Origin of the sequence: Vreelandella arctica (assembly GCF_037070215.1) — a bacterium.
Lineage (GTDB): Bacteria > Pseudomonadota > Gammaproteobacteria > Pseudomonadales > Halomonadaceae > Vreelandella > Vreelandella arctica.
Map to the genome: position 1 here is coordinate 1 of NZ_JBANSN010000072.1, position 3,942 is coordinate 3,942.

Below are 3,942 nucleotides of genomic sequence, written 5' to 3' on the forward strand. Positions count from 1 at the left end.
GGCGATTCCGGAAAACTGCCCAAAATCGGTCACGATAAAACGGAATGCGCGGTCACCATCATCCAGAACAGACGGTCACGTTCAAACGGAATGGGCGGTCACGATAGGGCGGAATACGCATTCAAAGCCTCCGGGATCAGTACATTGAGCAATACGACATAAATCCAGTGCATAAAGCGCCACTGCGTCGCTTTATTTATGAGCGCGTCAGAAAGTTAATTAAGGCCCAGTTTGTAGAGAAGGATAGTGAGATAAAGAGCCGCGGTCAGAAGTACCATGTAAGCTCTATGTTGATAGAAGCTGATCTTGAGACTGATGAAGATGACTTTGCTTCATGGCTACAACGTACTCATCCTCAAACACCGAATGAGCCATTCATCAATGGTGCGAGCCAGTCAAATATCGAAGAGAACAGACAAGCAGTAAAGGCGCCTGCCGATAGCTACACGGTATTGGAAAAAAAGTTAAGTGAGGCGCAAAGCCGGTTTTTGGAAGCTTTAGGGGAAGTGGAGGCCTTCCAGCAGCTTATGAGGGACCATCCGGAGCTTAATAATTGCCTTTCAATTGACTACCGCAGTGCTCACGAGCGTAGCTCACGTCTTTTAGGCCATGTCAGTGCTTTAGAAAAGGCTATAAGCCGCCTCAGTGGCTCATGATTGTATTGCGGAAGTGGCAAGCGGACTGTTTAGACAAGGCCAAAGCACACTATCAGAGCCACCGTGATTATTTCGTTCAGGCAACCCCGGGTAGCGGAAAAACGCGTTTTGCTGCCGAATTGGCCAAGTGGTTGCTCGAAGAACAGCTTATCGACTTCGTTATCTGCTTTGCCCCTACGCGGGAAGTGGTTGCAGGTATGCAGCGCACGTTTTCGGCTGTTTTAGATCAGCGTTTTGGAAACGTCATTGCATCCGCAGGAGCCGCTTATACTTACCAGTCCATGGAATACCAACAGGAAGAATTTTGGGATATTTTTAAAAAATTCCGCGTATTAGCTATCTTCGACGAAATTCATCACTGCGCAGGTCATGATCCTCTCCTTAGTAACACATGGGGGCAGCAGATTATTCGGAATATCCAGGATCAAGCTACTTATACCCTCGGCTTGTCTGGAACCCCTTGGCGTTCTGATGACCTTCCTATCGCGTTGGCACGGTACTCTGATCCAGAAGGGCAGCTGATCTGTGACTATCGTTATGACCTACAAAGTGCTGTGAACGAGGGCGTTTGCAGAGCCCCACGGATTACGCTGATCGATAACCCTTTAATCAGGCTCGTCGAGGAAAAAGAAAACACTGAGTCTGTTCGAGGGTTTTCATGCTTCTCTCAACTACTCAGTGAGTCACCCGTTAGCTACGAAGACTTGTTGCGCCATGACGACATCCTCAATGCTGTGCTGGAAATAGGTATTCAGCAGCTGAATGAAACCCGACGAAAGACCCCTCAAGCTGGGGGGCTAGTGGTGGCAACGGATATTGAGCATGCCCACCAAATTGCTGGAATACTGAATGCTAAGCATCAAAGCTATGTTGTGGTCACCAGTAAAACACCTCGGGCTCAGCAACTAATCGACCGGTTTCGGCATGACAACACCTGCTGGATTGTAGCGGTTAGCATGATTTCTGAAGGCACAGATATACAGCGTCTTTCAGTTTGCTGTTACCTCAGTCGCATTCGTACCGAGCTTCACTACAGGCAGGTTCTTGGTCGCATCTTAAGAAAGATGGGCACTGATGACAGAGAGGCGTGGCTATACGTGATCGCTGAACCTACCCTGCGTAAATACTCGCAAAGAATCGCCAATGACCTTCCTGAGGATCAGTCCACGCTACAGGCAAAAAAGCTTAATGATCGTCTGACCAAATCACATGCTGAGCACGCAAATGGCAATACCGAGGGCGCAAAAGAAAGTGAAGATAATCCCCTTTCCGTAAAAGAGCAGAACGGTAAGCGCGAGCTGCAAGTTACTGAGGCTTCATTACTGACGCTGAGCTTTTCTCAATACTACCGGCAGTATCTATTATCGCTAATGTAGTTTTTTCTTTCCATGGCTACCCCCACCCATCTTCAAGGTTCATAAAGTGTACCTTTTGACACGCTTCTATTATCTTTAAAACTCAATGGGTAATAAGTGTCGTTTGGGGTTATAGCTAAGGTTCAAAAGAAAGCCCCATTTTATGATCCAAAATTGAGAATACAGCTCAATGGCGACGATCGGCTACCTCCGAGTCAGCTCTAGCGAACAAAGCACCCAATCTCAACTTAGCGAGATTGCGAATCGACAAAATGTCGAATGTTGGTCATATGCTCATGCATCTGAAGCTTCTGCTAGCTCAGGAATTTGAAACACTCTATCTCCCATCGAATATCTCAATTCATCTGTCGAAAATTTATGCCATCTGATTTAGAATATTGGTTATGAAGATTTTGATTTGTTATTTATTTATAACTTTTATTTTAATGGTGGTTTATGAAGCCTAAAGAAAAGATGGATTTGAACAAGCTTTATAAAAAAATAAGGGCTAACGCTGGGAGAGCTGTTTGTGATTATTCTATGATTGAAGATGGTGACAAAGTAATGGCTGCCATAAGTGGTGGCAAAGATTCATTTGTTATGCTTGATACTCTGTTGTATTTGAAGAGAGTAGCACCGATTAAGTTTGATGTGGTCGCTGTGAATCTCGACCAAAAACAACCCGGTTTTCCGGAGCATGTTCTTCCTGGCTTCTTCAAAAAGAATAATATTGATTATTATATTATAGATAAGGATACATATTCAATTGTTAAAGAGAAAACTCCTGAAGGGAAAACTACTTGTTCACTTTGTTCGAGACTTAGAAGGGGTTCTCTATATGGGTTTGCTGAGGAGATTGGGGCTACAAAAATAGCTCTTGGCCATCACATGGATGACATTGTAGAAACTCTTTTTTTGAATATGTTTTTTAACGGTAAGTTAAACCTGAATCCGTGAGACCGGCCCCCAGGAATGCTTCTAACCTACTGAACTGCATGGCAATATAGCCATTATCGCCATTCACCCAGACAGTGCCATGCCCAACATAAAGTTCCGCGCCAGTCGCCGCACCCTCACCAGCCACGCCGGGCTGTCCATCATCGGGCAATGCTTCGAGATCGCTGGCGTCGACAGCATCGACAGCCGCTTCCCCACCACGCTGGGCATGCGCACCAGTGACGTGATCAAGAGCTACCTGGGCCTGCTGTGTCTGGGCATGAGCGACTATGACGCTGTCGAGAACTTCCGCCGCGACAAGCCCTTCCAACAACTGCTGACCCTGCAGAAGGTGCCGAGCGCGGCGACGCTGCGACAGCGGCTGGAGAAACTTGCCGCCAACGACCTGCAGGCGCGCACCGCCACCTGGTCCACGACCCTGCTGTCACTGATCGAAGCACCGATCACCGCCGAGACGACGCACGTCTGCCTGGACATCGACACCTTCGTCATGGACAACAGCAACTCGAAGAAGGAAGGCGTCTCGCGGACCTACCAGAAGGTCGATGGCTACACCCCGATCGCCGCCTATCTGGGCAACGAAGGGTGGTGCCTGGGTCTGGAACTGCGGCCTGGCAAGCAGCACACCATGAAGGAGAGCAACGCCTTCCTGGAGCGGGTACTGCCTCGCGCCCAAGGCCTGACCGAGCAACCGATCCTGTTACGCGAGGACAGCGGCTTCGACAGCCAGGCGCACCTGGCGCTTCTCGAACAGCAGCGCCAGGTCTTTGCCGACGAGGGGCGCCGGCTCGACTATGTCGTCAAATGGAACCCGCGCGGCTCGGCCACGGCCGATCAGGATACCTGGTTGGCTGTGGCGGCGGACTACTGGGAAGAGCTGCGTCCTGGCAAGCGCCAGGCGCTGTGGACGCAGACCGTCTCGATCCACGACGACAACAAGACCGAATACGTCGTCCAACGCGTGATGCGCCTGG

Annotated in this window: 3 protein-coding genes and 1 pseudogene; all 4 read left to right on the top strand. The window is 49.2% G+C overall.

Annotated features, from left to right (window positions below; genetic code table 11):
* Positions 1-167 precede the first annotated feature (167 nt).
* The gene (locus V8L70_RS22555; RefSeq protein WP_336270688.1) at positions 168-656 is read left to right on the top strand and encodes a hypothetical protein; all 489 of its coding nucleotides are present in this window, start codon (positions 168-170) and stop codon (positions 654-656) included.
* Positions 653-2,032, top strand: a complete 1,380-nt coding sequence (locus tag V8L70_RS22560) for a DEAD/DEAH box helicase (protein ID WP_336270689.1) — start codon at positions 653-655, stop codon at positions 2,030-2,032. The genes V8L70_RS22555 and V8L70_RS22560 overlap by 4 nt, the downstream gene beginning before the upstream one ends.
* A 435-nt stretch (positions 2,033-2,467) precedes the next feature.
* Positions 2,468-2,965, top strand: a pseudogene (locus tag V8L70_RS22565) (PP-loop family protein); the annotation flags it as partial.
* A gap of 82 nt (positions 2,966-3,047) precedes the next feature.
* Positions 3,048-3,942, top strand: an 895-nt coding sequence (locus V8L70_RS22570) for an IS1380 family transposase (protein ID WP_336270690.1), incomplete at its 3' end; no start/stop codon positions are given.

What these genes read in the sequence shown, in the direction of transcription:
- V8L70_RS22560 (WP_336270689.1), top strand. Translation starts at nt 653, where the DNA reads ATGATTGTATTGCGGAAGTGGCAAGCGGACTGTTTAGACAAGGCCAAA.